At 64.9% G+C, this 26352-nt stretch carries 26 protein-coding genes; 9 read left to right on the plus strand and 17 right to left on the minus strand.

Annotated elements, in window-relative coordinates:
- Positions 1 to 368: 368 nt before the first annotated feature.
- From GVV77_RS15855 to GVV77_RS15870, 4 genes are all read right to left on the minus strand, one after another.
- On the minus strand, positions 369 to 806 hold the full coding sequence (locus GVV77_RS15855; RefSeq protein ID WP_159619983.1) for an HIT family protein: 438 nt from the start codon (positions 804 to 806) through the stop codon (positions 369 to 371).
- A gap of 117 nt (positions 807 to 923) precedes the next feature.
- Positions 924 to 1934, minus strand: coding sequence for a type I glyceraldehyde-3-phosphate dehydrogenase (gap, locus tag GVV77_RS15860; protein WP_159619984.1), 1011 nt, complete (start codon positions 1932 to 1934; stop codon positions 924 to 926).
- A 269-nt stretch (positions 1935 to 2203) separates the two neighbouring features.
- Positions 2204 to 2749 carry a carboxymuconolactone decarboxylase family protein gene (locus tag GVV77_RS15865; RefSeq protein ID WP_159619985.1) on the minus strand — a complete coding sequence of 182 codons (546 nt, stop codon included), beginning with the start codon at positions 2747 to 2749 and terminating at the stop codon, positions 2204 to 2206.
- 293 nt (positions 2750 to 3042) lie between these two features.
- Positions 3043 to 3645, minus strand: a complete 603-nt coding sequence (locus tag GVV77_RS15870) for a TetR/AcrR family transcriptional regulator (protein ID WP_159619986.1) — start codon at positions 3643 to 3645, stop codon at positions 3043 to 3045.
- 189 nt (positions 3646 to 3834) lie between these two features.
- Between GVV77_RS15870 and GVV77_RS15875 the strand changes: the two genes are divergently transcribed.
- Complete coding sequence (locus GVV77_RS15875; protein ID WP_159619987.1) at positions 3835 to 5178, plus strand: APC family permease; 1344 nt, start codon at positions 3835 to 3837, stop codon at positions 5176 to 5178.
- A gap of 86 nt (positions 5179 to 5264) precedes the next feature.
- Here GVV77_RS15875 and GVV77_RS15880 read toward each other — a convergent pair whose 3' ends face one another.
- Positions 5265 to 5648, minus strand: coding sequence for a VOC family protein (locus GVV77_RS15880; protein WP_159619988.1), 384 nt, complete (start codon positions 5646 to 5648; stop codon positions 5265 to 5267).
- Between the two features lie 69 nt (positions 5649 to 5717).
- Entirely contained in the window at positions 5718 to 6935 is a 1218-nt protein-coding gene (locus GVV77_RS15885) for an MFS transporter (RefSeq protein ID WP_159619989.1), read from the minus strand.
- Between the two features lie 344 nt (positions 6936 to 7279).
- On the opposite strand from GVV77_RS15885, the gene GVV77_RS15890 reads away from it, so the two are divergent.
- Positions 7280 to 8539: a 6-phospho-beta-glucosidase gene (locus GVV77_RS15890; protein ID WP_159619990.1), complete on the plus strand. Its 1260-nt coding sequence runs from the start codon at positions 7280 to 7282 to the stop codon at positions 8537 to 8539.
- Entirely contained in the window at positions 8527 to 9561 is a 1035-nt protein-coding gene (locus GVV77_RS15895) for an N-acetylglucosamine kinase (RefSeq protein WP_159619992.1), read from the plus strand. Before GVV77_RS15890 ends, GVV77_RS15895 begins: the two co-directional genes overlap by 13 nt.
- 257 nt (positions 9562 to 9818) lie before the next feature.
- Here the strand turns inward: GVV77_RS15895 and GVV77_RS15900 are convergent, their stop codons facing one another.
- The 3 genes from GVV77_RS15900 to GVV77_RS15910 form a co-directional block, all read right to left on the minus strand.
- On the minus strand, positions 9819 to 10250 hold the full coding sequence (locus GVV77_RS15900; protein WP_159619994.1) for an OsmC family protein: 432 nt from the start codon (positions 10248 to 10250) through the stop codon (positions 9819 to 9821).
- A 132-nt stretch (positions 10251 to 10382) separates the two neighbouring features.
- Positions 10383 to 11168: an MBL fold metallo-hydrolase gene (locus GVV77_RS15905; protein ID WP_246199866.1), complete on the minus strand. Its 786-nt coding sequence runs from the start codon at positions 11166 to 11168 to the stop codon at positions 10383 to 10385.
- A 45-nt stretch (positions 11169 to 11213) separates the two neighbouring features.
- Positions 11214 to 11816, minus strand: a complete 603-nt coding sequence (locus GVV77_RS15910) for a TetR/AcrR family transcriptional regulator (protein ID WP_159619996.1) — start codon at positions 11814 to 11816, stop codon at positions 11214 to 11216.
- Positions 11817 to 12130: 314 nt separating this feature from the next.
- Here GVV77_RS15910 and GVV77_RS15915 point away from each other — a divergent pair, with 314 nt between their 5' ends.
- The 4 genes from GVV77_RS15915 to GVV77_RS15930 all read left to right on the plus strand — a co-directional run bounded on the left by GVV77_RS15915 (position 12131) and on the right by GVV77_RS15930 (position 16054).
- Positions 12131 to 12577 carry a VOC family protein gene (locus tag GVV77_RS15915; RefSeq protein WP_159619998.1) on the plus strand — a complete coding sequence of 149 codons (447 nt, stop codon included), beginning with the start codon at positions 12131 to 12133 and terminating at the stop codon, positions 12575 to 12577.
- A gap of 59 nt (positions 12578 to 12636) precedes the next feature.
- Positions 12637 to 13722 (plus strand): alpha/beta fold hydrolase, encoded by a 1086-nt coding sequence (locus tag GVV77_RS15920; RefSeq protein WP_159620000.1) that lies wholly within the window; start codon positions 12637 to 12639, stop codon positions 13720 to 13722.
- Between the two features lie 257 nt (positions 13723 to 13979).
- Positions 13980 to 15131 carry an AI-2E family transporter gene (locus tag GVV77_RS15925; protein ID WP_159620002.1) on the plus strand — a complete coding sequence of 384 codons (1152 nt, stop codon included), beginning with the start codon at positions 13980 to 13982 and terminating at the stop codon, positions 15129 to 15131.
- 128 nt (positions 15132 to 15259) lie between these two features.
- Positions 15260 to 16054, plus strand: a complete 795-nt coding sequence (locus GVV77_RS15930; protein WP_159620004.1) for an SGNH/GDSL hydrolase family protein — start codon at positions 15260 to 15262, stop codon at positions 16052 to 16054.
- 147 nt (positions 16055 to 16201) lie between these two features.
- Here GVV77_RS15930 and GVV77_RS15940 read toward each other — a convergent pair whose 3' ends face one another.
- From GVV77_RS15940 to GVV77_RS15960, 5 genes are all read right to left on the minus strand, one after another.
- A complete protein-coding gene (locus tag GVV77_RS15940; RefSeq protein WP_159620006.1) occupies positions 16202 to 17440 on the minus strand; it encodes an ABC transporter permease in 1239 nt (412 codons plus the stop codon).
- Positions 17437 to 18318, minus strand: coding sequence for an ABC transporter ATP-binding protein (locus GVV77_RS15945; protein WP_159620008.1), 882 nt, complete (start codon positions 18316 to 18318; stop codon positions 17437 to 17439). The genes GVV77_RS15940 and GVV77_RS15945 overlap by 4 nt, the downstream gene beginning before the upstream one ends.
- Before the next feature lie 88 nt (positions 18319 to 18406).
- A complete protein-coding gene (locus GVV77_RS15950) occupies positions 18407 to 19105 on the minus strand; it encodes a response regulator transcription factor (RefSeq protein WP_159620010.1) in 699 nt (232 codons plus the stop codon).
- 56 nt (positions 19106 to 19161) lie between these two features.
- On the minus strand, positions 19162 to 20508 hold the full coding sequence (locus GVV77_RS15955) for a sensor histidine kinase (RefSeq protein WP_159620012.1): 1347 nt from the start codon (positions 20506 to 20508) through the stop codon (positions 19162 to 19164).
- A 164-nt stretch (positions 20509 to 20672) separates the two neighbouring features.
- The gene (locus tag GVV77_RS15960; RefSeq protein ID WP_159620014.1) at positions 20673 to 21638 is read right to left on the minus strand and encodes a GlxA family transcriptional regulator; all 966 of its coding nucleotides are present in this window, start codon (positions 21636 to 21638) and stop codon (positions 20673 to 20675) included.
- Positions 21639 to 21768: 130 nt separating this feature from the next.
- Between GVV77_RS15960 and GVV77_RS15965 the strand changes: the two genes are divergently transcribed.
- Complete coding sequence (locus GVV77_RS15965) at positions 21769 to 22428, plus strand: isochorismatase family protein (protein ID WP_159620016.1); 660 nt, start codon at positions 21769 to 21771, stop codon at positions 22426 to 22428.
- A 15-nt stretch (positions 22429 to 22443) separates the two neighbouring features.
- Here GVV77_RS15965 and GVV77_RS15970 read toward each other — a convergent pair whose 3' ends face one another.
- From GVV77_RS15970 to GVV77_RS15980, 3 genes are all read right to left on the minus strand, one after another.
- Positions 22444 to 22881, minus strand: coding sequence for a VOC family protein (locus tag GVV77_RS15970; RefSeq protein WP_159620018.1), 438 nt, complete (start codon positions 22879 to 22881; stop codon positions 22444 to 22446).
- Positions 22882 to 23229: 348 nt separating this feature from the next.
- Entirely contained in the window at positions 23230 to 23817 is a 588-nt protein-coding gene (locus GVV77_RS15975) for an Rv1352/Rv1906c domain-containing protein (RefSeq protein WP_159620020.1), read from the minus strand.
- A 229-nt stretch (positions 23818 to 24046) separates the two neighbouring features.
- On the minus strand, positions 24047 to 24874 hold the full coding sequence (locus GVV77_RS15980) for a hypothetical protein (protein ID WP_159620022.1): 828 nt from the start codon (positions 24872 to 24874) through the stop codon (positions 24047 to 24049).
- A gap of 364 nt (positions 24875 to 25238) precedes the next feature.
- On the opposite strand from GVV77_RS15980, the gene GVV77_RS15985 reads away from it, so the two are divergent.
- Positions 25239 to 26141 carry a DUF4352 domain-containing protein gene (locus tag GVV77_RS15985; protein ID WP_246199867.1) on the plus strand — a complete coding sequence of 301 codons (903 nt, stop codon included), beginning with the start codon at positions 25239 to 25241 and terminating at the stop codon, positions 26139 to 26141.
- The last annotated feature ends 211 nt before the right edge of the window (positions 26142 to 26352 follow it).

A 26352-nucleotide genomic window follows, 5' to 3' on the forward strand; every position in this document is an offset into this window, starting at 1 on the left:
TCGTCGAACCGGTCCCATCAGCGGCGGAGAGATCCACGTCAAAACGCGAAACCACCTCCGAGGCCGAGGGCACCAAAAACACATCAGCATAGGTCAGGTCGGTGGACGGATCATTGATGAATCGCATGACTTCCAATCTGGGGGAGGGCCCGCTGTACCGCCGAGGGATCTTCCGGCCAGGGTCCATGTTTTATACTTTTCGGTCAACATAACGACGGGATGAAAATTCTATTCCCGGGTTGCTGCGGTACCGGCACGCGAGCATCGGTGACCAGGCCTTTGACGAGGCCGACCGGATGTTCCACTGGGACCGGTCCGGCCCGCGCCCAGCCGACCACCCCAACCTCACCGATCTCGGGTTGGGGGGGTCAGTCGTCACTGCGGGCCGGTGCTCCCGCCAGGATCAACGACTGTATGGCGCGGAGTTCCTCGTTCGACGGCACGCGCTGCGGCTTCTGCTCGAGGTGGTACCCGTCCCCGGCCCTGCGGGGGAAAACATGCAGGTGCGTGTGGAAGACAGTCTGGCCCGCAGCCTGCCCATTGGACATCATCAGGTTGAACCCCTCGAAGCGCGGCAGGGTGTGCGAGAGGTTGTGGGCAACATCGTGGGCAAGATCGGCGACCGCCGCCCGGTCCTCGGCCGGCATATCGAGGAAGTTTTCCGAATGGTGCTTCGATATTACCAGCGTATGGCCGTCGCTGATGGGATGCCTGTCCAGGAAGGCAAGCGCCCTTGGATTCTCACCGACCACCAGGGCGTCGAGCCGGCCCTCGCCAATGGCGCAGAAAACGCATTCCTCGCTCATAGATCCCGAGGGTAGACCTCTCGGTGCCGCCCGGCCAGAACCTGGAGCATGCCTGTTTCTGCCGAAGGCCATGGGGACGCCGGCCGCTGGGCCGTGCGCCCCCATGGCTCTTCCCGATCAGGCCAGGGAATCGGCTACCAGATTGGTCAGGTCCACCATCCGGTTGGAGAAGCCCCACTCGTTGTCGTACCAGGCAACAACCTTCACCTGGTTGCCGATGACTTTGGTGAGCCCGGCGTCGAAGATCGACGAGGAGGGATCTCCCACGATGTCCGAGGAGACAATCGGATCCTCGGTGTACGTCAGATAGCCCTTTACCGGACCCGACTCGGCAGCAGCCTTGTAGGCCGCGTTGACCTCCTCGGCCGTGACTTCGCGGCTGATCGTCGCGGTGAGGTCGGTGGCGGAGCCAACTGGTACGGGGACGCGCATCGCGTAGCCATCGATCTTGCCCTTGAGTTCGGGCATGACGACGCCGATGGCCTTCGCCGCGCCGGTGGAGGTCGGGACGATGTTGATGGCCGCGGCGCGTGCCCGGCGAAGATCCCGGTGCGGTCCGTCCTGCAGGTTCTGGTCCGCGGTGTAGGCATGGATCGTCGTCATCAGCGCCTTTTCAATGCCGAACGCCTCATGCAGGACCCGGGCCAGGGTGCCGACCGAGTTCGTGGTGCAGGAAGCATTGGAGATGATGTGGTGCCTGGCCGGATCGTAGTCGCCTTCGTTGACTCCCAGCAGCAGGGTCACGTCCTCATCGGTGGCAGGAGCGGAGATGATGACCTTCTTCGCGCCGGCGCTCAGGTGCTTGCCGGCGTCCGCGCCCTTGGTGAAGAAGCCGGTCGATTCGATGACGATATCGACGCCCAGCTCGGCCCAGGGCAGCGCCGCCGGATCCTTTTCCGCAAAGGTGTGCACGGTGTGCCCGCCGACGATGAGATTGCCCCCGCTCACCTCCACCGGGACGGGAAGTTTACCGACGACGGAGTCGTAGCGCAGCAGGTGGGCCAGTGTCCCGGCGTCGGTGAGGTCATTGACGGCGACGATCTCGAAGGGGGCGCCCTGCTCCAGGGCGGCCCTGAAATAGCTGCGTCCGATGCGTCCAAATCCATTGATTGCTACACGGGTGGTCATTGTGGTTCTCCTCAGGAGATTGGGGATATTGATCGGCGCCCCACCCATCGGCGAAGCGTCAGTAAAGGTCCGCTAGCGTGCGGCCGCTGTCCACCGGAACCCGTGGAGGGAGTCGGTGCCTTGTCCCCTCAGGAAAGGATCGCATGTCCCCCGTCCCCGGCGAAGGGACCGCGGACCGCTCGAGCCCGGGGCGGCACGCTTCCCTGCGCCGGTGGAGCCGGAAATGCCGATGGCCCCGCCCCGAGGGGAGGAGCCGCCGGCGCCGGTATCTAGGAGACGGTGGCGGAGGTGACGACCGGGAAGTCGATGTCGACGTCGGCGGTCTTGTTGAAGAAGTTGGTGAAGACGTTCAGCGCGATGTTGGCCACGATCTCGCCCATTTCCTCATCCGAAACTCCGGCGGTCCGGACGTCGGCGATGTCCTGCTCGGATACGGATCCGCGGCTCTCGAGAACCGCGGCGGCGAACTTGAGGATGGCGTCGGACTTGGCATCCGCAGCGGTGCCGCGGCGTGCGTCCTGGACGTCCTGTTCCGTGAGTCCCACGCGGGGTGCGGTGAAGGTGTGGGCCGAGAGGCAGTAGTCGCACCCGTTGGCCTGGGCGAGGTTGAGGGCCAGGCGCTCCTGGGTCTTGCGGCCGAGGACGCCGCCGGCCAGGGCGCCGGACAGTGCCAGATACCCCTTCAGGGTTGCCGGGCTGTTCGCCATGGCCTTGGTCATGTTGGGTACGGCACCCATCCCCTTCTTCACCTGGGTCAGGAGCTCCTGTGCGGCACCTGAGGCCTGGTCCAGTTCAATGAGCGGCATGCGGGTCATGGTTCCTCCAGATTTGTAACGCTAGAACTTGTTTCTTGGCGTGAGAATAATCCTACTCTTAATTCTCACGGAACCAAATCGAACTAGACGTTAGAACTAGAATCCGGTCCGTCCGGCCGCTCAATCGGCTGCGGAGCGGCCGGCAGGAACCGACGGAGGCACTGTGGCATGGTGAAGGACCGCCCGGTCACCTGGGACCCGCGGTCGGGTCGGCGGCTTCGACGGGCGGGGGCGCCGGCGGGTGACGCCGTGGGGGGCGGACCGGGCCGGGTCAGTGATGCGGCGGGTGGGCCTTAGGCCGGCACCTCTCCTAGCACGGGAAGAACCTTGATCGAGGTCAACGCGACGGCCGTGAGTTCGGTCCGGCTGACGCCGGCGCCGCCCAGGACCTCCATGCCGCGGGTCAGGGCCACAAAGAAGGATGCCAGCGCTGTGGCATCGGCGGCCTCGTCGACCTCTCCGCCGTCCTGCGCGTCAATGATGCATTGGCGGTAGATCCCCTCGAGATCGCGGAAGCCCTGGAGGGCAGTTTGGGTGACGTCGGCGTCCCGGCCGGCAAGTTCCACTGTGGCTTTGGTGAAAAGCACGCCCTTGTCGCCGCCATCGCTGAGGGTGATTGCCAGTTTGATCAGATGGCCGCGGATCCGTTCCAGCGGCGTGGCAGTCGAGTCGCCCAGTTCCTCGTCCAGGGCCGCGACGGCGTCCGCGGTGTCGGAGCTCAGTGCCCGCAGGAAGAGCTCCCGCTTGCCGCCGAACGCGTTGTACAGGCTCTGCTTGCCCAGGCCTGTCGCTCCAACCAGATCCTCGAGGGTGGTGCCTCCGTAGCCGTGGTCGGAGAAGGCCTTGCCCGCGGAGTGGACGACATCGGTTTCGAGGAATTTACGCGGTCTGCCCATGGAGTGAGCCTATCGTTTGTTGACCAGCCGGCCCAGTACCACGGCTGTAACTCCCTGGGTGGCGGGACTCCGGGTCCGGGCCACGCTGCCGGGTCACCTGCGGGCAGGGGGACCGTTCCAGTGGTCTTAAAGCAGGGCCATCCCGTGCTGTCTCTTGCGTCCCCGCTGGGGAAGGATTCAAATGGTGCGATGAGTGAAAAAACCGGCACGGCGACACCGAGTGAGCACGTCGGACTGAAGCGGGCCGTCGGTGCCCCGTTGCTGTTCGCGTTCATCGTGGGGGATACCCTCGGGGCGGGCATCTACACCCTCGTGGGTTCCATGTCCGCCGACGTCGGGGGCGTGATCTGGCTGCCGCTGCTCATCGCGCTGGTCGTGGCGCTCCTCACAGCGGGGACCTATGCGGAGCTCATCACCAAGTATCCGCACGCCGGCGGAGCCGCACGGTACGCCGAGCGTGCCTTCAAAGTTCCCTATGTATCCTTTCTCGTCGGATTCCTGATGATGGCCTCGGGCATCACCACGGCTGCAGCCCTGGCGAACGCCTTCGCGGGCGACTATCTGGCGGCGCTCATCGACGTGCCGGCGCGCCCGGCGGCGGTGGTCTTCATCATCCTGCTGACGCTGATCAACCTCCGCGGCGTCCGTGAATCGCTCGGCGCGAACCTCATCGCGTCAATCATCGAGGTGACCGGCCTCGTGCTCGTCATCGTGGTTGCCGCCATCGTGCTCGGTAGAGGTGACGGGGAACCGGCCCGGCTGCTCGAATTCGCCCCGGATGTGTCGCCACTGGGCGGCGCCTTCGCGGCGTCCGTCATTGCGTTCTTCTCCTTCCTTGGCTTCGAGGCAGCCGCCAACATGGCCGAGGAGGTGCGCGACCCCTCCAAGGCCTACCCGCGGGCCCTCTTCGGAGCCATCGGCACCGCGGCGGTCGTCTACCTCCTGATCGCACTCGGTGCCGTGATCGTCCTGCCTCCGGCCGAACTGGCCGACTCCACCGGTCCGCTGCTCGACGTGGTGCGGGCCAGCGGCGTCGGGATCCCGCTCTGGCTGTTCAGCCTGATCGCCCTGGTCGCCATCGCCAACGGCACCCTGCTGTTCATGGTCATGGCCAGCCGGGTCGGCTACGGCCTCTCGGAAGCGAAGCTTCTTCCCGATGCGTTCTGCCGGGTGCTGCCGAACCGGCGCACGCCCTTTGTCTCGATCATCGTCGTCGCCGTCCTGACGATCATTTTGACCCTCGTCGGAAACGTCAACTCACTGGCGGAGACCACCGTGCTGCTGCTGCTCCTGGTGTTCCTGTCGGCCAATGTCAGCGTGCTTGTGCTCAAGAAGGACAAGGTGGAGCACGCCCACTTCTCGGTTCCCCGGATCGTGCCGATCCTCGCGATGATCGCCAGCATTGTGCTGCTGGCCCAGCAGTCCGGGATCATCTGGCTCGGTGCCATCGCCTACGTGGTGGTCGGATCGCTGCTCTACCTGCTCGCCCGCGCCGGCCGCAAACGGGAGGAGCGCGTCTCGGCCTCGGTGTAGCGCCGCCCGCCGGCATACCGGGTTCGCCGCAGTGCCGGGCAGCCGGATTCCGGTACCTCCCACCATGCCGCTCGACGGTTGTACCTTTACCTGTGCTGGGAGCTGCGTTTTTCGGCGCCCATGCTGATCAGGAAACCGTCGGGGTCTTTGATGCTGGCAACCCGCTCGCCCCACGGCATGTCGGCGGGCCCCCTCACCGCCTGGCCGCCGGCTCGAAGGGCCTGCTCGTAGGCAGAATCGGCGTCATCGACGTAGAACCAGAGTGCTATCCGGTCGGCGGCGGCGGTGGGCACCTCGTCGGCTGCGATCGCGACGGTGGCTCCTCCGACGCGGAGGGAGACGAAGACGTCGTTTCCATCGGGCCCGGGGTACCCGTATGTGCGCTCGGCGTCGAATGCTGACTCGTAGAAGCTCACGAGTCGCTCAAGGTCCTGGGTTGAAAGGATGGGGAATCCGCCGCGCACCGCCATGCGGAAAGTCTAGGACGCTCCGTTGGGCGGTGGCGATGCCGCCGCCGGCAGAAATTCAGCGGAGGCTCATCAATGTCCAGGTCGTTCGGTGCCGCTGATCACCCGGTCGCGGCCGGCAAGCACACCGGTTCCGGCGAGCACAGCCATGACGCCCGCGGTGGCCAGGAGCGGAAGCGTCCACTCTCCGCTCACATCACGGAGGCCGCCGAAGATCACCGGGCCCGCCGCTCCCAGACCGTAGCCGAAGGATTGCGCCATGCCGGACAACGAGGCTGCCTGCGGGTAGTTCACGGTGCGGAGGCTGAAGAGGGACAGGGCGATGACGATCAGGCCCCCGCATCCGATTGCGCCCAGAATGACCCACAGCAGGATGAGCCCCGGCGCCAGCGCGAGCCCGAGGAAGGTCACGACCATGAGCGCGCTGGTGGAGAAGGCTACGAGCCGCTGATCCGGTCCCCGGTGCAGGATCCGTCCGGTGGCGAGGCTGGCGAACACGCTGACCAGCAGGAAAACGGAAAGGTGGATACCCGCCGTGGTGGCGGGGACGCCCCGGCTTTGTTCGATGGTGGGAAGCCAGGCCATCAGGACGTAGAAGGCGATCGATTGCAGTCCCATGAAGACCGTCACCTGCCAGCCCAGGGCCGAAGCCCAGGGCGAGCGGAAACGGGCCTGCGGCGCGGTGGCGTGCGCGGCGGCTGCCCCGTGCCGGCGCAGCCACGGCAGGAGCACCGCCAGGGCGATGAGGGCCAGCCCCACCCAGATTCCGAGGGCGAGCCGCCACCCCGCCGGGGACGTCTGCGCCACCGGAACGACGACGGCCGCCCCGACCGCGGCGAAGGCGGCCTGGGTGGCGGTGTAGCTTCCGGTGACCTGGCTGACCCTCCGTGGGAAGTCCCGCTTCACGAGGGATGGCACGAGGACATTGAGGAACGCGATGGCCAGGCCGATCAGGGCGGTGCCTCCCCAGATGAAGCCGGGCACGGGCAGGGAGCGGAGCACGATGCCCGCGGCGAGGAGCAGCAGGGATACCCACAGCGCCCGGTCCAGGCCCAGACGGGCGGCGAAGCCGGGCGCCACGGGTGAGAAGACGGCGAAAGCGATCAGGGGAAGGCCCGTAAGGAATCCCGCTGCGGCACTCGAGAGCTCAAGGTCTGCGCTGATGTTCCCGAGAACCGGTCCCACGCTGACGAAGGACACCCGAAGGTTGACTGCGATGAGCAGGACGCCGATGAAGGCGAAGCCGAACCTGGCGGTGCGGTCTGGTGTGTTCCGGGCAGCAGCGGGCATCGGGTGATCTTCCATCCTTCGGGAGACGACGAGCGCTCGTGCGCCATGCGGTCCCGTCTTTGCCGGGGCAGGATCGGTTCGGGCCCGGACTTTCAAACTGCCGACAACTTACCGCATCTCGAGGTGTGAAACGCCCAATCCTGCACTCGCCGAAGAGCGGTTGTTCTCCTCCTGGACGCGTTGAGGAGTGGGGGCGCCCCGAGGCAGTGTCTGGCCGCGCCCGCCTGGAGCGTCGGCTAGACTCCTGAACCGGGCTGCCTCCGCAGGATGTTCAATCCGAAGTTGTGCGATGGTGCGATCATCCCGGCCCATTGGCGAGCGGGTTCAGTGAGGAGCGGTTGAGGATGAGAATGACGGTCGTCGGCGGAGGCTCGACCTACACTCCCGAACTGATCGACGGCATATCCCGGCTTCGGGACTCGCTGTTGATCGACGAAGTGGTGCTGACCGATCCCGCCGCCGAACGGCTGGAACTGGTTGCCGGTTTGGCCCGGCGGATTCTCGCCCGAGGTGGCCACCCCGCGAAGCTAATCGCGACCACCGATCTCGATGCCGCCGTGACGGATTCCGACGTGGTCCTGATCCAGCTGCGCGTCGGAGGGCAGGCGGCCCGGATCGGCGACGAGACCTGGCCCCTTGACTGCGGCTGCCTCGGACAGGAAACCACGGGAGCCGGAGGCCTCGCGAAGGCGCTGCGCACGGTTCCCGTGGTGCTCGATGTCGCGGACAGGGTGCGCCGGCTTGCCGCACCGGGTGCATGGATCGTCGATTTCACCAACCCTGTGGGCATCGTGACGCGCGCCCTGCTCGACGCGGGCCACCGCGCCGTTGGCCTCTGCAACGTGGCCATCGGTCTGCAGAGATATTTCGCGCGGCTGCTCGAGGTTTCCCCCGAGCGCGTCGAGCTGGACCACGTCGGCCTGAACCACCTGACCTGGGAGCGGGCGGTGCGCCTCGACGGCGTGGACCAGCTGCCTCTGCTCCTCGATCGCCATGCGGCCGACATCGCAGGGCACCTGCACCTTCCCGAAGGTGTCCTGACGCGGTTGGGTTCCATCCCGTCCTATTACCTCCGCTACTTTTACCAGCATGATGTTGTGGTTGGGGAGCAACGCCGGGAGTCCTCCCGCGGGCAGCGGGTGGCGGACATTGAAGGGCAGCTCCTGAGGATGTATGCGGATGAGTCCCTCGATGAGAAGCCCGCGCTGCTGTCCGAGCGCGGTGGAGCGTTCTACTCCGAGGCGGCCATCAACCTGGTCGCCTCACTGATGAGCGACCGCGGCGACGTCCAGGTGGTCAATGTCCGCAATGAGGGAACGTTCCCGTTCCTCCCGGCCGAGGCCGTCATCGAGGTGCCCGGAAGGATCACGTCCGGGGCCGTTGTCCCGGCGAAGGTGGAACCGGTGGATGCGCTGTATGCGGGATTGATTTCCCATGTGTCGGCCTACGAGGAACTGGCGCTGGACGCCGCGCTGCAGGGCGGCCGGGACCGCGTCTTCCGCGCCCTGCTCGCCCACCCCCTCGTGGGGCAGATCGACCTTGCCGACCAGCTGACCGACCGGTTGCTCAGCGCGAACCGGCAGCACCTGCCATGGGCAGGATGAACGCGGCGGTGCTGGCCATCGACGGTGGCAACAGCAAGACAGATGTCGCGCTGATCGCTTCCTCCGGGGAGGTTCTCGCGCACGTACGGGGGCCCGGGTCCTCACCCCACTTCCTGGGCATCGACGGCTGCGCCGATTTCCTCGACGGACTCGTCGCAGAAGCCGCCGCCCGGGCCGGTTTCGAGGGTGCTGTGGGTGTGGCAGACTCTGCCGGCGCCTATCTCGCCGGAGCTGACCTGCCAGGCGAAACGGCAGAGCTGACGCACGCACTGGCCGCCAGGGGCTGGGCACGCGAGACCGTCGTGGACAACGACACGTTCGCCCTCCTGCGTGCCGGAACCGATGACCGTGATGCGGTGGCCGTGGTCTGCGGGGCGGGAATCAACTGCGTCGGTGTGTCGCGGGACGGCAGGCAGGCGCGCTTCCCCTCACTCGGACGGATTTCCGGTGACTGGGGCGGCGGGATGCAGCTGGGCGACGAAGCTCTGTGGTGGGCGGCGCGGGCGGCCGACGGCAGGGGCGAGCCCACCTCGCTGGTTCACCTCATCACGGAACGGTTTCGTGCCGACTCGCTCGAGGACGTCATCGAGGCCCTCCACTATGGCCGGCTGGACCCAGCCGAGCTGAGGACGCTCGCTCGGGTGGTGTTGCAGGCAGCCTCTGGAGGGGACGCCGTCGCCGTCCGGATTGTCGAGCGGCAGGCGGAGGAAGTGGTTGTCCTCGTCCTTGCCGCGCTGCGGCGGCTGGAGCTGCTGAAAAAGCCCACCACCGTGGTTCTCGGTGGAGGCGTGCTCACCAGCGGGAACGATCTCCTTCACTCTGAGATCCGTCGTGGTCTTCGGGGCGCCGCACCGCTGGCCGCTGCGCATACCACCGGATCGGCGCCGATTGTGGGCGCCGCCCTGCTGGGCCTGGACCGCCTCGGGGCCAACCGGGAGTGCGAGAGCCGCCTGCGGGCATCCTTTGCGCGGATTCTCTCGGAGACAGACCTTCGTGGGCCTGTCGGATCGGCAGCCAACTGACGCCTGCTGCGCGGTGTCCGCCCCGAGCAGCGTCGGTGACGGGTCGGTTGAGGGTCAGCTCTTGTTCAATTACTGGGCGAGCTTCTTCAGGATGCCGCTGGGGCAGCGGACGCAGGTGAGATTGTTGACGTCCCCGTAGGGGGCCACGCCGCGCCGCGGGTGACACGGGACTCCGCCGGGCCCCTTGGCACTGACGGCAGGAGGACCCCGGAACGGTGGTGTCCGGGGTCCTCCTGAACGGCTCGGCGCGGGGTGGGTCAGCCGTGCAGGGTGGCTGTCAGCGAGATGTCCTTGACGGCGGCAAGGGCCTGCGAGACCGGGCAGCCCTCCTTGGCGGCCTCGGCGAGGCGCTGGAAATCCTCTTCCGAGATCCCGGGCACGGTGGCGTCGAGCGTGAGCCGGATGGCGGTGATCCCGGTGCCGGGCTGGAAGTCGACCTCCGCCTTGGTTTCCACGCGCTCCGGGGTTTTGCCTTCCTCGCTCAGGGCGTGGCTGAAGGCCATCGAGAAGCAGGCGGAGTGAGCTGCGGCGATGAGCTCCTCAGGGCTGGTCTTGCCCTCGGACTGCTCAGCGCGTGCCTTCCAGGTGACGTCGTAGGTGCCGATGCCGGAGGAATCGAGGGTGACCTGTCCCGAGCCTGAGGCGAGGTCGCCACTCCAGACGGTGTGGGCTGTGCGAACGGTAGCCATGGTTCTCCTTGCTGTTGGACGGACGCGTCGATTCGTGTCCGCGGCTGCATTCCCTATCCTAGGGAGCGCATCTCGGATGTGGGCTTGACTTTCTCCAGGCCAATGTCGACGCCGCCCGGATCCGGGACGTCGTTACAGCACGGTGCGGAGGTACTCCAGCTGGGCGGCCACCGAGCTCTCGGCCGCCCGCCGCACCGAGGGATCCGCATCGGCGTAGACGACGTCGGTGACCTCCCGTACTCCGGCATCCGGCCCAAGCCCGGTGATGGCGGAGCGGATCTGCGCGAGGCGGTCCAGGCGGTGCGCGCGGTAGGCGCGCACGACGGCGTCGAGTGCCGCCAGGACCGGGCCGTGGGCTGGCAGCACAGTGGCCGGTCCGAGCGGTTCGAGCCGGTTCAGTGAGGAAAGGTAGTCGCCGAGGCGGCCATCGGGATGGTCAATCATCGTTGTTCCGCGGCCCAGAATGGTGTCACCGGTGAGGACCGAGCCCGCCGGGCCGTCGGAGGGCAGGTGTAAGCACACCGAATCCGACGTGTGCCCCGGCGTTGCCATCACTCGCATTTCTGTTCCGGCGACCGAGAGGACTTCGCCGTCCTGCAGCGGCTGTGCCTCGATGCAATGATTCGGGTCGGCGGCGCGCACGGGTGCGCCCGTCAGTTCGTGCAGGCGCGCGGCCCCGGCCGTGTGGTCAGCGTGGCGGTGCGTGATCAGGATGAGTTGGACACGGCCGGCAGCGAGCGCGCGGAGGTGCTGTTCGTCCAGCGGGCCGGGATCCACCACTGCCGCTCCCGCGCTGTCTTCCGGACCTATCAGATACGAATTGGTGCCCTCGAGGCTCATCGGCCCGGGGTTCGGAGCAAGCCGGGATCTGGTCAGGGCGGTGCGGCGGGCCAGCGGCGAGGAACTTTCGGCTTCCACCGTCCCATCCTCGCATCATCGGCCGCAGGCCGTGCGGTGACGGCGCTACCGATGCAGGACGATGGCCAAGTGTCGTCGGATATCCTGCATAACCCCTTCGACGCCGAGGGGGGCGTTGGTGCCGACCGCCATGCTGAAAAAGAGGACCGAGGAGATGATCCGGGCGACGGTTGCGGCGTCGTCCGCTCCGAACCGCTCGTCCCTTTGGACCGCTGCAGTGAGGATCTTTTCGCTTTCCGCGATGATGGCCAGGGCGTCGCCGTGGTTCGGCTCGCTGGGGTCCCCGAAGATCATCTCGCGCAGGTACGTTCGGCCGTTTCCGGCATGGGCGCGGTTGCACTCCACGATGGGCCGCACGATGGCGAGAGCCGCCTCCAATACATTCGGGGCGGCCTCGGCATCCGCCCGGCCCCGCTCAAGCGCTGCCCCATAGATGGCGTTTTCCACCAGCAGTAGGAGTTCGCCCTTGTTCCTGGCATAGAGGAAGAGGGTTCCCGTGCCGATATCGGCCTTATCGGCAATCTGCTGGGTCGTGACGTCGTCCACCCCATGCCTGGCGAACAGTTCGCTGGCAGCGGCGATGATCCGATCCAACTTCTCCTGCTTGTTCCGTTCGCGCCGGCCAGGCGGCCGAGAGGCGACAGACATAACGGACCCTCCGGAGATAGTTTCTGAGTGCGCTCGGTTTCGAGATTAGTTGCATACGTGCGGAGTGCAAGCACCGGGATCATTCTCCCATCTCCGGCAGGTCGCAGCCTGATCGGCGGGCACTCCCATCCGGTGAATGCCCGGCCCCCCGAGCCGCAGCTAATCCCGGAATAATTTATGAGTGCGCTCGGTTATGAGTGTAGTCGCAATCGCGACGACGGTCTGGATCACCGGAATTCGGGATTGAACAGCCTGCGGGCCACGTTCCACCAGCCCATGTGCACCACCCATCACAACCAGTCAGGAACAGAATCATGGATTACAAGCTCGAACTCATCATCCTGCCCGTCGCGGACGTGGACCGCGCCAAGGCGTTCTACGACAAGCTCGACTGGCGCCTCGATGTGGACATCCAAGGGGAGGGCGGCTTCCGCGCCGTGCACTACACCCCGACCGGATCCCACGCCTCCCTCATCATCAGCAACGGCCTCACCGACGCCGCCCCGGGCTCGACCCGCGGCACCTACCTGGTCGTCGACGACGTCGAGGCGGCCCGCGCCGACATCGCCTCCCGCGGCATCGAGATCACCGAGGTCTTCCACGAAGCACAGGGCGGCATTCCCAGCGTCCGGACCGAGGGACGCACCCCTGGCCTGGCCCCGGAGCGCGCCAGCTACTTCTCCTTCGCCATCTTCAGCGATCCCGAGGGCAACGAATTCATCCTCCAGGAAATCACCACCCGCTTCCCCGGCCGCGTCTAACCGCCAAGCCTGACCACGAAAACCTCCTACCTTCAGCGAGTCTCATGAAAGGGGACCCCATGCACAACCCTGCTTCTAATCCAGATCAGGAAAATCTCCACGCGGCGTCATCGCGTCCTGCCAGGCGGACCCACCGCCGGTGGATAGGCGCCGCGGCCGCGATCGCCGCGGCGCTCGTGGTCGGCACCGTCTCCGTCGGAGCCTCCGAGCCCAAGGCGGAAGTGAAAAGCTGGGTGACCAGTGGGCAGCAGAAGCTGCCTGCCGGCTTCAGCGACACCTTCGAGAGCAAATTCGTCGAGGCCAACGGCATCCGCCAGCACGCGGTGGTCGGCGGGGAAGGCCCGGCGGTTCTGCTGGTGCACGGCTGGCCGGAGGACTCCTCCGCATGGCGTTCGGTGATGGGCCCGCTGGCCGAAGACCACACCGTGATCGCAGTCGACCAGCGCGGCATCGGCCTGACCGAAAAAGCCACTGACGGCTACGACACCGCCACCCTTGCCGATGACCTGGCCGCCCTGATGACCGAACTCGGCCATGAGAAGTTCTCCGTGGTCGGACACGACACCGGGTACATCATTGGCTATGCCCTGGCCGCCGACCACCGCGACCGGGTCGAGCGTTTCGCCGGCGCCGAGATTCCGGGCCCTCCCGGGATCACCCCCCAGGGCCCGCCGCTGTTCCTCGACGAGGCCACCAACAACCGCCTGTGGCACATCCCCTTCAACCGGGTCGACGATGAGCTGATCATCGACCTGGTGCGCAGCAACGCGGACGCGTTCTACCGCTACGAGTTCAAGATCCAGGGCGGCGGGGAGACGCTGTCGGAACGGGCGATCAAGTACTACGTCAAGCAGTACAACCGCGACAAGGACAGCCTGCGCGCCAGCTTCGGGCTCTACCGTGAATGGGACGCCACCCTTGCCCAGAACGCCGAGCGCGCCAAGACCCCGCTGACCATCCCCGTCCTCGGGATCGGTGGAGAAAACAGCTGGGGACCCGCCGCAGCCGAAGGCATCAAGCCAGCCGCCCCGCAGGTGCAGACCGCGGTCATCCCCGGCGCCGGCCACTGGGTCGCGGAACAGGCCCCCGAGGAACTGGTCAAGGTCCTGAACTCCTTCCTGGCACCCACTAACAACACCAAGTAACACCCAACCAGCAGTCCCACGAAGCCCATCACCATCCCGGTGATGGGCTTCGTTCATGCTGGCCCGCGGTCGCGTCCCCCCGGGCTCCCCGGTACCGGCCGGGCATCACCCCGGTGGAAGTGACGAGTCAAGGAACGGAGATAGTCCTAATGGAGTACATCGTGTACTCAATTTGGCGGACGAAATTGCCTAGAACCTCTCTATAAAGTGACTGCGGTGACGCACAATGCGTCCACCACTTCACTTGAAGGAAAGAAATGGCCGAGCAGCAGGACCTGATCATGGCAGCCGCCGTAGAAGGAAGATGCGGTCCTGATGAGATCCGGAGGACACCACGGCGTATCCGCCGCGGAGCGCTGCTTTCGGCCCTGAGAGCGGCGACTCCGATCCTGGGACGGATCCTGATTATTGCGGCTGCGGTTATCGGCGTGTGCTACTTGCTTTTCAAAGTGTGGGTGGTCGTACTCCCGCTGATCCTGGCCCTGCTGCTGTCGTCGATACTTTGGCCTGTCACAAAGTTCCTGCGTCGCGCCCTGCCCACGGCGGCAGCCGCAGCCATCACGATCGTCGGTCTGGTGGGTGCGGCGGTCGGGGCGGGGTGGGCGACTGCCGCCTTGTCCGTGAACGGGGTGCGGGAACTATCGATGCGCACGAAGGACAACGTTCGGAGTCTGAACGAGTTCGCGGCGTCGTTGTCGTTCACGGAGGCGGACATCAACGGGCTCCTCGAATCGGCGCTCATCTGGCCGCAGGAGAACCTGGGCCACATCCTGGCACAGCTGTTCACAGGCCTCGAGACGGTCGGTTCCATCACGGTGACGGTGCTGCTGACGCTGATTCTGACGTTCTTCTGCCTCAAGGACGGAGACAGGTTCTCCGACTGGCTTCTGCGGTGGACGACGGGCACGGCGTTCGTCCATGCCGCAGGGGTGTCATCGAGGAGCTGGCAGACCTTGTCCGCATACGTGTCCTCCCAGGCGGCAGTAGCTCTCGTGGACGCCGTGGTCATCGGGGTCGGGCTGTGGGCCCTCGGGGTCCCGCTTGCTCTGCCGTTGGCGGTGCTGATATTTTTCGGCGGATTCCTTCCGGTGATCGGCGCCGTCGCGACCGGGCTCCTCGCGACGCTCGTGGCGCTCCTGTCCGAGGGGTGGGTTACAGCCCTGATTGTGCTGGGCATCGTCCTGCTCGTGCAGCAGATCGAAAGTAATGTCCTGCAGCCGCTCCTGGTCGGTAGGTCCCTCAGGCTCCACCCAGCTGTAGTCCTCACTGGAGTGGCGGCCGGCGCGTCGCTGTTCGGCATCGTTGGCGCGTTTCTTGCCACACCCGTCATCGCCGTGGTGATGGTCGCCTTGCAGTACTCCAGGGAGCAGATGCTCGAACCCGCCGCGATGTCCCCGACCAGGGCATAGTCTGGGAGGGCGTGCTGCGCCTGTCCGAAGAGTCTCCACTCCACGCCTCGAGCCAGATCGGGCCGGCTCGTCGCCGGGATCCGATGCAAGGCCGCATGACGTCCGAACCTTCCGACCAAGGAACCACTATGAGTTATCGGTACATCGCGATCGGGGATAGTTTGTCCGAAGGGGTTGGGGACCTTCCCTGGCCGGACGGAACCCCGCGCGGATGGACGGACCGCCTCGCGGGTCTGCTTACCGTTCAGCACGGACCCGTCGAGTACGCGAACCTTGCCGTGCGCGGATACAAGACCGACCAGGTGCGCGAACATCAGCTGAACCAGGCACTGAGCCTTGCTCCCGATCTCGTCACTATCACGGCGGGTATGAATGACATCTTGCGTCCGCGAGTCGACTTCGACGCCCTCCAGGCCAGCCTTGCTGGATTGGTCACCCCGTTCAGGGAATCAGGCACCGACGTGATGTTCGTTCCGATCCCTGATCTGTTGGGCGTATCGCCGGCAGGAAGCCTTATCGGCGTCCGCCGACGACGCCTGAACGCCATCTACCGGCAGCTGTCCGACCGGTGGGGTGTCGTCTCGCTCGCCAGCACCGAGGGGACAGTCTTCGAAGACCCCCGGGCCTGGGCTCTCGACCGCCTCCATCTTTCCCAGCTGGGACACGAACGTCTCGCTCTGGGGGCGGCTGATGCGTTGGGTCTGCCAGGCGCTTATGCCTGGAATGCGGCACTGGAGGGAACACGGCCTCCGCGAACGTTCCGTACAGAAGCACAGTGGTGGTGGTTTTACGTGCTGCCTTGGCTCAACCGCCGTATCCGAGGGCGATCATCCGGAGACGGACGGGTAGCTAAGCTGCCCAAGCTCAGCATCGTCGAATCAGCAGAGACACGATGGGCCGGCACAACGGAGGGTCCGGCCTAACAGCCGAGTACGCCGGGCTGACCGGCAGGGGCGTTGTGTTCACGCAACCGCCCACCGACATCGGTGCCGCTGTCGTGGCAGTCTTCGACGATACCTGCGGCAACCTCATTCAGCTCATCGAAACGAAGTAGGACGAGGGACACGCCCCTACTGCTCCAGCTTCATGGCCTTCCGCAGGGACAGGGAGCCGGGCTGCATCACCGCTCGGCGGTAGATCTTCTCGCCGAGGTGGATAAGCGCCGCCGCGGCCGCCAGCGCGATCACCAGTGACAGGATCGGCTCCCACACGGCCACCTCGGTCTTGAGCATGCGGATGGGCATGGCGACGGATGACACCACGGGCACATAGGAGGCAACGACCAGGAGCTGTCCGGTGGCGAACAGGCCGGCGCCCAGCGCCGCCAGGATCAGCGCCAGCACCGGCGCGGAGCTGTTGTTCAGGTCCTCCGGCCGGCTGGCCAGCGATCCAAGCACCGCCCACATCGCCGCGAGGATCAGGAATCCGAAGAGGAAGAACACGAGGAACCAGCCGGAGGCCGGGATGATGCCGCCCACGAGGTCGGACGTGCCTGTGAGGTTGAGGGCGAGAAGCGCGGCGCCGCCGTACATCGCCAGCTGAACCATGGCGAGAATGGTGTTGCCCAGAACCTTCCCGTACAGCAGCTGCCGGATGGGAATGGCGGTGGCGAGGATTTCGACCACCCGATTCTGCTTTTCCTCAACGACCGAATTCGCGATCTGCAGGCCGAAGATGATTGCCGCCATGTAGAACAGGAAGCCGAAAGCGAACCCCGCTACGGAGGCGACGGCCTGGTTCTCGGTGCTGCCCTCAAGCAGCGATTGTTCGAGCTCCGACCCGGCGAGCAGTTCCTGGGGGGACATTCCGGTGGCAGCGGCGTTGGTGCGCAGGACGAAGCTCTCCAGTGCGGCTCCGAGCCCGCCGCTCAACCCTGGGGAGACCTCCTCCTTGCCGGTCAGCGTCCAAAGATTGTCTTCGTTCTGCAGGAGTGCGGCGTCGACGTCCCCGCTGCGTACCTGGTCCAGGGCGGCGTCGTCCGACCCGACAACCACCGCCTCGAACGCGGTGTTGCCGTCGTCGGCCCTGCCTTCCTCGTCGGCGAGCGCCACCACGGACCGGCCGGCGTCCGACGTGACGGCGACGGCGAAGTCTTCCCCGCGGTTGTCCATGTAGGCGTTGAACACCACGCCCGCGACGATCAGCACCAGGGTCACCACGGTGGAGATCGCGAAACCTCGGTCCTTCGTCTTCACCATCACCTCGCGCAGAGTGACGATCAGCCATGCCGGCTGGGTGCCGCCCGGGACGGAGGGCGCAGCACCTTCGGGCTGGTGCCCGCTGTGCTGGAGTTTCGTGATGGTGCTCATTGGGATACCCCCCGGTAGATTTCGCTGAGACTTGGCCGGATCCGGCTGAATTCGTGCACGTGTCCGCGTGCCATGGCGGCGGTGAGGAGCCGCTGCGCGTCGTCGTCGTTGTCCAGTTCCACCACGGCGTCCTGGCCTGCGACGTCGATGACGGTCACTCCTGCCTCTTCCCGCACCCACCCGGCGTCGGGCGACACCGTGAGCCGGTGCCGGCGTGGGGCGGCGGCACGGAGTTCATCACCGCTGCCGGAGGTCACCAGCCGGCCCTTCTGGAGGATCACGAGGTTGTCGCACAGGCGGTCCACGAGGTCGAGCTGGTGGCTGGAGAAGAGGACCGGCACCCCCTGGGCCGTGTGCTCGCGGAGAAGTTCGACCATGGAGTCAACGGCGACGGGATCGAGTCCGGAGAATGGCTCATCAAGGATCAACACGGACGGCCGGTGCAGGAGTGAGGCTGCGATCTGAACCCGCTGCTGGTTGCCCAGTGACAGCGACTCCAGCTTGTCCTTTCGGCGGTCACCGAGCTGGAATCGTTCGAGCAGTTCCTGGGCGCGGGATCGTGCATCCCCCTGGCTCATCCGGTGCAGCTGTCCGAGGTAGATGAGCTGATCGATGATGGGCTGCTTGGGGTAGAGGCCGCGTTCCTCGGGCATGTACCCAAACGTCGCCCGGTCGTCGGCGGTGACGGGGCGGCCGTCGAGCAGCACCTCCCCGGCATGCGCCGTGAGCACTCCCATGATCATCCGCATGGTCGTTGTCTTTCCTGCGCCGTTCGCGCCGACGAACCCGGTCATTTTCCCTGACGGGACTGAGAAGGTGACGTCGTCGACGGCGGTGTGCTCGCCGAAGCGTCGGGTCAGGTTCTGCACCTGCAGCATGGGTTCCTCCGATGGGGCCGTGGGATCGCGTCCTGCACTCAATCTATAGAGACCGGCCCCGTGAGGGATGAGCCGAAAGGTGGAACTTTCATTCCCCCGGACGGATGAGCCCGCTCTCGTAGGCGAAGACCACTGCCTGCACGCGGTCGCGCACCTGGATCTTTGCCAGCAGGGAGGAGACATGGGATTTCACTGTCGCTTCCGCAAGGGACAGCTTCGTGGCCAGCTCCGCGTTGCTCAGGCCCGCCGCCATGCACGTCAGGACTTCTTTCTCGCGCTGGGTCAGGGGAGCGAGCAGGGCCTGTTTCTGCTGCTGTTCCGGGCTGGGCTGCCGATGCGCCGGTGGAGCGTTTCCGCCGCCGAGCTGGCTGGCGAACTGTCGAATCACCCGCACCGTGACCTCGGGTGCGAGCAGTGCGTACCCGCCTGCGACGGCCCTCACCGCTGCGACGAGATCCTCGGGATCGGCGTTTTTCAGGAGGAAGCCGCTCGCGCCGCCCCGGATGGCATCGAAAAGGTAATCGTCGCGTTCGAAGGTGGTGAGGATGATGACCTTTCCCCGCCCCTCCGCCGTGATCAGCTCGGTCGCCCGGATGCCGTCCATCACCGGCATCTGCACATCCATGAGGACGACGTCGACGTTCCGGGAAGCCGCGAAGTCCACCGCCTCCTGCCCGTTGGTTACCTGGCCCACCACCTCAATATCGTCCTCAACGGAAAGCATTGTGGCGAAACCTGCGCGGACCAGTCGCTGATCGTCTGCAAGCAGTACTCGAATGGGGTCCATTGCGGCCTTTCCCGGTGGGTTGGAGGTCAGCGCCAGGGTGGCTGCGCTCTGCGAATTCAGTGAAGCAGGAAACGGGCGCGGACCCGCCACCCGCCGTCGGACCTGGGTCCTATTTCCGCGGTGCCGCGGTGCAGTGCCACGCGTTCGCGGACTCCCTGCAGCCCGTACCCGGAGCCGGGCTCCGCGTGCCGGAGCGGCCTGCCGTTGTCGACCGTCTCAAGTTCCACCCAGCGCTGCTCGCCCGATCTCCCGGTGCGCAGGGTGAGCACGGCGGCGGACGCGGTCGAGTGGCGCCGGATGTTGGTCAGGGATTCCTGGGCGGTTCGGTACACGGACAGGGCGAGCGGCGCCGATACCTCCTCAAGCGCGCCCGAAACATCCTCGATCCGGGCGAAATCAACCTCCAAGCCGAAGGCACGCTGGCTTTGGGCCAAAGCGTCAAGGTCTGCAAGGCCCGGCTCGGGATGGCGTCCTTCATTTTCTTTGGGGTCTTCGTCGAAGGTTCCCGAGCGGAGTACTCCCAACAGGCCCCGCATATCCGTCACCGCCTGGCGGCTGACCTGCTCGATCGTGCGGAGGGCTTCGGCGGCGGCCTCGGGCTTCCGGTTCAGAACGCGGCGGGCAGCTCCGGCCTGGACTCCGATGACCGACACGTGGTGCGCGACGACGTCGTGCAGTTCCCGCGCAATCCGCAGGCGTTCCTCGATGACCGCCCGCCGGGCCAGTTCCGCGGACTGGCGGGTGATCCTCCCGGCCTGTTCCGCCAGCTGCGCCCGCTGCAGGGCGTTCCGCCGGGAGGACAGACCGACAAGGATGGCACCCCCGAAGTATGCGATATTCACGATCGAGTTGTAGAGCGCTATTGACGTGAGTGGATCAAGGATCCCCTTCGACGTCTCGTCACCTTCCTCGATGCTCTCGATCAGCCCGTCGAACGTCGATGACACCGTCAACGCCAGAATCAGCCACAGTGCCATTGCGACCACCACCACGGTGGTCCCAAGCCACAGCACCCGGCGGTCCTTCGCCCAGGCCACCGCCGAGTAGAGCGACGCGAAGTATGCCACCTGGAAGGAGAGCTGAAGCGAAAGAGCGGGAATCCACAGCCCCAGGGCGATAAAGAGGGCTGACATTGCGAGCATCACGGCGACCGGGAACCGGCGCCGCAGCACCAGCGGAAGGATCATCAGGGCAAGAACCGCGTGCTGCAGCCAGATCGGGCTGCGTTCCTCGGCCATCGCTCCCGCGCCGCGGCTCAGTTCAAGGGCGACTGCGCTCACGAGGAAGAAGATGAGGACGCCGATGACGTCTGCGCGCTGCTGGTCGGGGGTGGGACCCGGCCGCTCCCACTGCCCCTCCACGGAGCCCGTTGCAGGCAGGAAACGGTTCACAATGTTCGGCATGTCGACAGCAGCACCCTCCGGATCGTCCCTGCGTAGTGTAGCGAGAGCCGCCCTTCCGGCGGATCCACCATGAGGTCTAGTCCGGAAGGACCACTAAGCAGCTTCACCTCTGCCCTCCGCGGCACACCCCAGTGGGTAGGAGGCCCTGGTGGTCTCCGTGGGCGTTAGGGCAGGGTCGGGGTGGAGGGGCGGGTGTCGAAGCGGCGTCGATAGTCGGTCGGAGTGGTCGAGAACGCGGCCGCGAAGTTCTGGCGGAGTGTGACCGCGTTGCCGAACCCGCAGTCCGCGGCGATCTGATCAATCGACAGATCGGTGGTTTCCAGGAGGCGGCGGGCGGCATCGAGCCGGCGGGACCGCACCCAGGCGGCGGGTGTTGTCCCGGTGGCTGCCCGGAAAGCACGGACGAAAGTGCGCCGGCTCATGTGGGCCCGCTGCGAAAGCTGATTAATGGTGAGCGGCTCGCGGAGATTTCCCAGCGTCCACTCCAGCAAACGCGCAATCGGATCGTCTGCGGAACGCTGGGGAACCGGATGCTCGATGTACTGTGCCTGTCCGCCCTCGCGGTGGGGCGCGACCACGAGGCTGCGCGCCACCCTGTTCGCCGCGTCCGCTCCCAGGCGGGTCCGCACAAGGTGAAGGCACGCGTCAAGGCCCGATGCCGTTCCCGCCGAAGTCATCACGTCACCGTGGTCGATATACAGCACGGAGCGGTCGAGGAGGATGTCCGGATGCCGCTCGATCAGGGCGGTGAAGGCCTGCCAGTGCGTGACGGCCCGTCGGCCCGCGAGCAGGCCCGCGTCCGCCACGGCGATCGCCCCAAGGCACAGGCCCAGGATTGCGACGTCCTGCCGGTGTGCATCCTGCAGTACGGCCCGCAGAGCGTCGCTTGGAACGCGGCCGTCGTCGAACCACGAGGGCACCACCACAACATCCGCCCCCGCCGCAGCGTCCGGTCCCTCGATTCCGGCCAGCTGATAGCCCTCGGCTGTCCGGACCGCGCCGGGGCGGTCGGAGAAGAGGGTGGTCGTCCAGTCGCCAAGTCCCTGCCGGGCCACCTCATCGAAGACCATCTGCGGGACGGCGAGATGGAACATCGTCACCCCGTCGAAGGCGTACACCGCAATCCGCATGAAGTCTCCCGTTTGGCCTGATTCCATCGTACCCAGGCATGCGTGCCACTGTTGTGCCGCCTCTGCACGGTGAAGCATGGAATCAACGCCACCGGACGGTCACCGACCTTCCCTACCCAGGAGCATCCCCATGAGCACACCCCGCCGCGCCCTCGTCCTCGTCGATGTCCAGCAGCAGTACTTCAGCGGTCTGCTCGAGATTCAGTATCCGCCGCATGAGGAGTCACTGCCGCGTATCACTGCAGCGATTGACGCGGCCACCGCGGCAGGCATCCCCATCGCCGTCGTTCAGCACACCGCCGGCGAGGGAGCTCCCGTCTTCGCACCGGGCACGCCGGAATTCGAGCTCCACCCGGAGATCCAGAACCGGCGCACCGACACGTGGAAGAGCGTCGTGAAGCAGTACGGCTCCGTGTACGCCGACACCGACCTCACCGCATGGCTGCACGAGAACGGCGTCGACACCGTCACCCTCGTGGGCTACATGACCAACAACTGCATCCTCGGCTCGGCCGTCGAGGCCGAAGCCCTCGGCTTCACCACCGAGGTCCTTTCCGATGCCACCGGGGCGATCAACCTCGCCAACGATGCCGGTTTCGCCGACGCCGAGACCGTGCACACGACCCTGCTCGCACTGCTCAATTCCAACTGGGCCGCCGTCGGCTCGACCGATGCCTGGACGACGGCACTGACCACCCAAAAGCAACTGCCCGCAGGAGACCTGGGCGGCTCGGCTGCGGCCGGAGCGGCACGCGCCACCTCGACCCTTTCCTCATCACCGAGGCAATGACGGGTCAGGTCCTGTTCAGTTCTTGTTCAGTTCCTGCGCGAGCATCACCAGGATGCCGCTGGGGCCGCGGACGTAGGTGAGCTTGTAGACATCCCCGTAGGTGGCCACGCCGCGCAGCGGGTGGAATCCGTGCCTTGCGGCGATCTCGAGGGCCGCGTCGATGTCGTCGACGGAGAAGGCGACGCGGTGCATACCGATCTCGTTGGGCAGGGTGGGCTCCGTCTCGATCGCGTCGGGGTGGAGGTACTCGAAAAGTTCGAGGCGGCCGTTGCCGTCGGGCGTCTGTAGCATGGCGATCTTGGCGTGGTTGCCATCGAGGCCGACGGCGGTGTCGGCCCACTCTCCACTGACCGTGTCGCGGCCGAGGACGGTGAGCCCGAGGTCGGCGAAGAAGGCGATAGCTGCTTCGAGGTCGCTGACCGCGATGCCGACGTTCTCGAGTTTGATGGGCATGCGCCACACGCTAGCAAGTCACGGCGGCCCCGCGGGAGGGACCTGCCGGTTCTTGCTGAAGCACAGCGCAACGGCGAGAAGTGTCACCGTGGCGTGGGCTGGGGCCGTCACGCCCGCAACTCTGCTTTATCCGGCATCCTCGTCGCAACGAGCGCTGGCCCCGCTTCCTCCCGTCCGAAGCGCAATGGAGCGCGTCTCTAATCCTCGCTGCAATATCCACGGCACGCATAATTCCATGGCTGGTCAGTCAGGACAATGGTCACGCACGGGCCCACCATTCTACGGACCCACAGATGGGCGCATTAGAGCTGCCTCATCATATTGATGAGGCAGCTCTAATGTGCAGGATTAGCCTATTTTAGACCAAGATCCGCACCGTGTCGTTTCAAAATCTTGTCCGACTTGGAGGGTTACCGTCGGTTGACCGCCCGTAACGATGTCATTCGCGATAATGTCATCACCGTTCGTTCCCGATGTGTAAATGCCCCAATAGCACGAACCCGAAACGGGCTTCGCCGTCGTGTAGATGCCCGGTTCGACGTTCCGGCCGACGGTCCATGTGCCTTCGCCGATTGTCGTAGCTGCCTTGGCTGACTCGGCGCCTTTCACGGCATCCTCACGCTTCCTCAAACCTGCTTCCGCTGCCCCAATTGCTGTTTCACGTTTTTTGATCGCCGCCTCTTGCGTCTTAAGGCTACCTTCTCGCGCTCGCGCCTCGTCGAGTTGCCCCAGAAGTTCCGTCCGCTGGCCTTTCAGCTCCGCAATCTCCTCTTCCCGTTCCGAAAGTTTAGTCTGCTGCTCGGCCTTTTCTGTCTCTACTGCAGCGTATTCCTCGCTTTTGGTCGGGTCTGCGGAAGCAGAGCCAACTCCCAAGCCGCCTGCAAACACCGCAATCACGAACGCGCCGGCGCTCGCCAGCTTCATTTTCTTATTCATTTTCCCCTGTATTCGATATGTGACTGATGCCGCGTGTAGGCGCGGGGTGAAGGCTAGTCATTCTGTCGCCCTTTGTGGCACCCGCCATCATTTCATCCCGAGTGACTTGGTCCTACATGGCGAACACGACGCGGACGCCCTTGATTCATCCTTCGTGAACCTGGCGGCCTTTGAGGTTTGGAAGGGTTGATGATCACCCGGGATTGAGTGGTGAGTGCTGCTGATCGACTCAGAAGCTAACCAACTGTCCGCCCATCTCTTTCCGAACTTCAGCGGCGTCTTCGCTATTGATAATCCAATTCTGACCGATGAGCCAAACGGCGTCAGATTCAAATCCTATTTCCTCATTAAGCGCTTTATTGTTCTGGATAAGTTCGCTGATGTCCGTGGCGGAGAGATAGGTGGACAGGACCGAAGTATCATTGCAATCGCCGGATTCCGCAGCGAGTGTAATTTGGTTCGTTTGATTGAGCACAGAGCACTCGCCGCCCGCCATGATATACGCCCGCTGCAGATCCAAGATCGAAGAGTAGCTACCGCCATCAGCAGGAGGCGCTGTGTCGATGTCGGTTGGAGCTTCGACATCCGTTTCAGCCCCTGCGCCGTTCTGCAACAGGGGCTCGCATAGACCGATAACCTCCTCGCCGGCGGCTTTGAATCGCGATGCGTCGAGACTGAACTCATCACCATTCTTGTAAGCGGCTGCAAGATCACGGAACGGCTCCTGCATCACGGTAAGAGAATCGCGGAGTTGCTCTGATGACGTATCAGCCACTCCTCTGAGCGCATCGGCAAGGTCTACCGCGTTGGTGGCGGTCGCATCGCTGAGCTCTTTGACATCGATGAGAAATTGACCGGACTCCGCTACGAGTCCCCCATCAGTACCAATGAGGGTCTGACAAGTTGCACCGTCAGATGCTTCAAGGACAGCGAGGGCTGACGAGGATGCCGCTATAGGAGATGAGGGCTGGTGTCGGGTTTCGCTTGATTCCTCAGAGGAGGGGGCCGCGCAGCTCGCGAGTAGAAGTGATAATGCGATAAGGCCAATTTTTCTCAACAGTAGTCCTCAGCGAAGTTAGAAGTAGGTCTCTTGTCGCCCTTCGAAGGCTCCAGAGTCGAACGCATTCAGTACTCACGGAAGCGCAGGTACTTCTACAGATTTGCTGTTTCAGGACGCTCGTAATACCGGTTAGTTACTTTACACATCCTCACCACCGCGATGGTCCACGTTATCAAAAATCAAAGAACCTAGAGAGGGATAGAGGACTACGAAACTGTGAGCGCATCATAGAGCCGACCTTCGTGGCTTGGAGGGTCGTGCCTTGGTGGCGTGGGTGCAAGACGGATCGGTTTACGCTATATGGCGCTGCGATTGTCGCGTTGTGGACACAAGATCCTTTTACATCTGTCATCATTAAGATATGACAACACCAGAGCTTCCTGGGGAGGGCTCACAGCAAAACTCGCCCTACCCGCCACAGCAATCATTTTCCGCGCATCCTGGCCATGGGACGTCCACGCAGACGCTTCCGCCTGAGACACTGAAGAGGAAGAAGCAGTCGAACGTCGTGGGGCTCATCGCTCTCATCACGGCGGTGCTCGGCTTTATATTTGCCTGTATACCAGGTGCTCTCATCGTCGGCTGGATATTGCTGCCGGTTGCCTTTATTTTGGGTCTCGTCTCCCTGTTCCTCAAGGGCAAATCCAAGTGGATGGGCATCACGGCCTTGATCCTGTCGATCGTGGGAACGATTGTCGGGGTAGTCGTGTTCACCACCGTTGTCGCAGACTCCTTCGAAGAATCCTTCGGCAGCGGCGATACCAAGGTTGTCGAACCGTCCGAGAATGCCGTAGCCGATAATGGAGAAGCCGAAGAAGGCGCAGCCGACGAAGCTGGGACGCGCGCGAATCCATACGCGATCGGCTCGGTGATCGAATCCGATGACTGGCGCATCGTCGTCAACTCAGTCGCCCTCGCCGCCACTGATCAGGTTGTCTCTGCCAATGAATTCAACGAACCGCCCGCTGATGGGTCGGAGTACATGCTCGTGAACTACTCGGCCACATACCTCGGTGATGACCCAGCCGGGCAGATTCCGGCTTTCGTAACAGTCGAGTACGTCACAGCAGACGGTACAACGGTCAATAGTTTCGATAAAGCCGTGGTACCGCCGGAGGCTATCGATACCACGGGCACGCTCTACACGGACGGCACTACGACCGGTAATGCGGTTTTTGAAGTGCCGAGTGCCACGGCAGGGCAAGGGGTTCTCGCTATCAGGCCCGGCATGCTCAATGACAAGGTATTCGTCGCCGTTCAATAGAGCATGCGCGTGCAAGCAGCGAAGCCCCCGGACAGATCACCGGGGGCTTCGGTGTTCAGTAAAGTAAACGTGCTCGGCTGGAAGGCTGCGCTTCGAGAAACGCTTATGGCAGTGGGCGTGGACCCGGTGGAGGGTTCGATGACCCTCCACCGGGTCCAAGGTGGTGAGGTGGTGAGCTGATGCACCCCGTCCGTTGCCTGCTTCAGGGATG

It is taken from the genome of Arthrobacter zhaoguopingii (assembly GCF_009828605.1).
Lineage (GTDB): Bacteria > Actinomycetota > Actinomycetes > Actinomycetales > Micrococcaceae > Arthrobacter_D > Arthrobacter_D zhaoguopingii.

Coding starts and splice junctions, on each gene's coding strand:
- GVV77_RS15955 (WP_159620012.1), bottom strand. CDS start 20,508: ATGCCGAACATTGTGAACCGTTTCCTGCCTGCAACGGGCTCCGTGGAG.
- GVV77_RS15920 (WP_159620000.1), top strand. CDS start 12,637: ATGCACAACCCTGCTTCTAATCCAGATCAGGAAAATCTCCACGCGGCG.
- GVV77_RS15855 (WP_159619983.1), bottom strand. CDS start 806: ATGAGCGAGGAATGCGTTTTCTGCGCCATTGGCGAGGGCCGGCTCGAC.
- GVV77_RS15875 (WP_159619987.1), top strand. CDS start 3,835: ATGAGTGAAAAAACCGGCACGGCGACACCGAGTGAGCACGTCGGACTG.
- GVV77_RS15910 (WP_159619996.1), bottom strand. CDS start 11,816: ATGTCTGTCGCCTCTCGGCCGCCTGGCCGGCGCGAACGGAACAAGCAG.
- GVV77_RS15870 (WP_159619986.1), bottom strand. CDS start 3,645: ATGGGCAGACCGCGTAAATTCCTCGAAACCGATGTCGTCCACTCCGCG.
- GVV77_RS15950 (WP_159620010.1), bottom strand. CDS start 19,105: ATGGACCCCATTCGAGTACTGCTTGCAGACGATCAGCGACTGGTCCGC.
- GVV77_RS15960 (WP_159620014.1), bottom strand. CDS start 21,638: ATGCGGATTGCGGTGTACGCCTTCGACGGGGTGACGATGTTCCATCTC.
- GVV77_RS15925 (WP_159620002.1), top strand. CDS start 13,980: ATGGCCGAGCAGCAGGACCTGATCATGGCAGCCGCCGTAGAAGGAAGA.
- GVV77_RS15930 (WP_159620004.1), top strand. CDS start 15,260: ATGAGTTATCGGTACATCGCGATCGGGGATAGTTTGTCCGAAGGGGTT.
- GVV77_RS15885 (WP_159619989.1), bottom strand. CDS start 6,935: ATGCCCGCTGCTGCCCGGAACACACCAGACCGCACCGCCAGGTTCGGC.
- GVV77_RS15865 (WP_159619985.1), bottom strand. CDS start 2,749: ATGACCCGCATGCCGCTCATTGAACTGGACCAGGCCTCAGGTGCCGCA.
- GVV77_RS15970 (WP_159620018.1), bottom strand. CDS start 22,881: ATGCCCATCAAACTCGAGAACGTCGGCATCGCGGTCAGCGACCTCGAA.
- gap (WP_159619984.1), bottom strand. CDS start 1,934: ATGACCACCCGTGTAGCAATCAATGGATTTGGACGCATCGGACGCAGC.
- GVV77_RS15915 (WP_159619998.1), top strand. CDS start 12,131: ATGGATTACAAGCTCGAACTCATCATCCTGCCCGTCGCGGACGTGGAC.
- GVV77_RS15945 (WP_159620008.1), bottom strand. CDS start 18,318: ATGCTGCAGGTGCAGAACCTGACCCGACGCTTCGGCGAGCACACCGCC.
- GVV77_RS15965 (WP_159620016.1), top strand. CDS start 21,769: ATGAGCACACCCCGCCGCGCCCTCGTCCTCGTCGATGTCCAGCAGCAG.
- GVV77_RS15940 (WP_159620006.1), bottom strand. CDS start 17,440: ATGAGCACCATCACGAAACTCCAGCACAGCGGGCACCAGCCCGAAGGT.
- GVV77_RS15890 (WP_159619990.1), top strand. CDS start 7,280: ATGAGAATGACGGTCGTCGGCGGAGGCTCGACCTACACTCCCGAACTG.
- GVV77_RS15895 (WP_159619992.1), top strand. CDS start 8,527: ATGGGCAGGATGAACGCGGCGGTGCTGGCCATCGACGGTGGCAACAGC.
- GVV77_RS15900 (WP_159619994.1), bottom strand. CDS start 10,250: ATGGCTACCGTTCGCACAGCCCACACCGTCTGGAGTGGCGACCTCGCC.
- GVV77_RS15975 (WP_159620020.1), bottom strand. CDS start 23,817: ATGAATAAGAAAATGAAGCTGGCGAGCGCCGGCGCGTTCGTGATTGCG.
- GVV77_RS15880 (WP_159619988.1), bottom strand. CDS start 5,648: ATGGCGGTGCGCGGCGGATTCCCCATCCTTTCAACCCAGGACCTTGAG.
- GVV77_RS15985 (WP_246199867.1), top strand. CDS start 25,239: ATGACAACACCAGAGCTTCCTGGGGAGGGCTCACAGCAAAACTCGCCC.